This is a genomic window from Clostridium sp. AM43-3BH (assembly GCF_003479985.1).
Lineage (GTDB): Bacteria > Bacillota > Clostridia > Lachnospirales > Lachnospiraceae > Otoolea > Otoolea fessa.
In genome coordinates this window covers 51,740-53,475 of sequence record NZ_QUIH01000012.1, presented here as the reverse complement: position 1 = coordinate 53,475, position 1,736 = coordinate 51,740, and the positions used below count along the sequence as shown (strand labels likewise).

Below are 1,736 nucleotides of genomic sequence, written 5' to 3'. Positions count from 1 at the left end.
TCCTTCCGTTCTTCCTTTCGTATCTCCATATACTTCATCAGCAGATTGGGAAGAAGTGTTGCTTCCTCCGCTGCCTTTTGTGCAAGCAGCTCTTTCCGTTTTTCGCCCAGCTCGGTAATCCAGCCTTTGAGGTTTTGGATAAGCTGCCGGATGGACTTCATCAGATTGTTGGCGGCTCTGATTTCCCTGTTCAGGTTGCCGATATTCGTCTGGATACCTCGCTTTTCCATCTGCCGGACAGCAACTCCCTCATGGACAGTAGGGATAATATCAAGCCCCTGTCTGGCATAGGAACGCAAGTCCACACGCTCCGGGCGGTCATTGGCTTCCAGATAGCGGTTCTGGATGACCTCCCATTCATGCCGCCAGATTTCACAATACTTCTGGTCGTTCCAGTCCACCGTATCCTCCTTGTGGCTTTTCCACCTGCCGGATGGCAGCTTTATCCGTTCCCCATTCTCGTCAAGGTCATAAACCTTGCGGCTCTTGGGAAGCCATTTCCCATGCTCGTCCATTGCCCGCATAGTCAGCAGGACATGGGCGTGGGGATTGTGTCCCGGCGGGTGGGGGTCATGGATGGCAAAGTCAACAATCATCCCTTTGGAAACAAACTGCTGTTCACAAAACTCCCGGACAAGGACAGCATATTGGTCGGGCGGTATCTCTCTGGGGATGGTAAGCACCCACCGCCTTGCAAGCTGGGAGTTCCATTGTTTTTCCACCGCTTCGGCGGCGTTCCATAAGGTATTGCGGTCTACATACGACCGTGGGGCGTTTGCCGGGAGCAGAATTTCATTGTGGACAATACCACGCTTTTCCGGGTAGTGCTTCACTTGCTGGTCGTATTCACAGAACAGCTTTTCGCCGCTTTGGTAAGCAGCGGCGGCAACCGCAGACTGTCGCTGGCTGCGCTGAACAATCGTGATTTCGTTGTGTGGGCAGGGCATTTCGTGTCCCTCCTTTCGGTAATTGGTGGATGGGGTGGCGTTTTACCACCTCATTTTGGCAGAAAAAAAGCAGGAGACCTTTTTCAGATTTCCTGCTCGGTGCGCCGCTGTGTTGGCGGCGGATATTTAGTTGTAAAAGTTCGGGACAAGTTGACCCGATGGGTAGATGGTACACTTAAAAATTATGGTTCTCTTGTCATTAGCTCATTAGCATAATGATTAAGAACTTCACAAGGTTCATATTTGCATTTATAACCAATACCGTCAATTATAATAAATGGATTGTATGCTATAATCTCCACTTGAGAACCATCTGCCAAAGACAGAGTGAAAATAACTGCTTGTCCGGCATATTCTGTATATGAGTTGTCCTTATTGTAAATAACTACCTCATTGAGATATGATACTAATTCCTCTGTTTCTACTATCTGAATTGTTGTATCAGGTGGCGATAACCGAACACTTGCCGAAGTAATATCTGCTGCCTCTAAATCTTTGAATGGTCTATGAGCAGAAAACAAAAGAAAGCTAATACCTATACCGATTAAACATATCAGTGCAATTAACAAAAACTTTTTATGCTTCATTTGATTCTCCTTTACACACTACTATGAAATTTCTTTTTCATCATCTCTTGGTGGTCGGACATAACATAACATTTCTTTTTCACAAGCACCAAATTTTGAGAAATTGGATTTCGCTTCTTTTAGCGTTATTCCATGATTAGAGTCACTTGGTTCGTTATCAGAAGCAATGAACGGGTCATTCTCCCAAAAACAAACGGGACAG

The 1,736-nt window shown here is 46.3% G+C and carries 3 protein-coding genes; all 3 read right to left on the bottom strand.

Features of this window, described 5'->3' with window-relative positions:
• Positions 1–947: MobQ family relaxase (gene mobQ, locus DW931_RS15460; RefSeq protein ID WP_147353638.1), on the bottom strand; the 947-nt coding region annotated here is incomplete at its 3' end.
• A 182-nt stretch (positions 948–1,129) separates the two neighbouring features.
• Entirely contained in the window at positions 1,130–1,534 is a 405-nt protein-coding gene (locus DW931_RS15455; protein WP_118468452.1) for a hypothetical protein, read from the bottom strand.
• A gap of 21 nt (positions 1,535–1,555) precedes the next feature.
• The coding region (locus DW931_RS16335; protein ID WP_118627006.1) for a CPCC family cysteine-rich protein at positions 1,556–1,736 on the bottom strand (181 nt) is incomplete at its 5' end.

Excerpts from the sequence above, each read along its gene's own strand:
- DW931_RS15455 (WP_118468452.1), bottom strand. The coding sequence starts at position 1,534 with ATGAAGCATAAAAAGTTTTTGTTAATTGCACTGATATGTTTAATCGGT.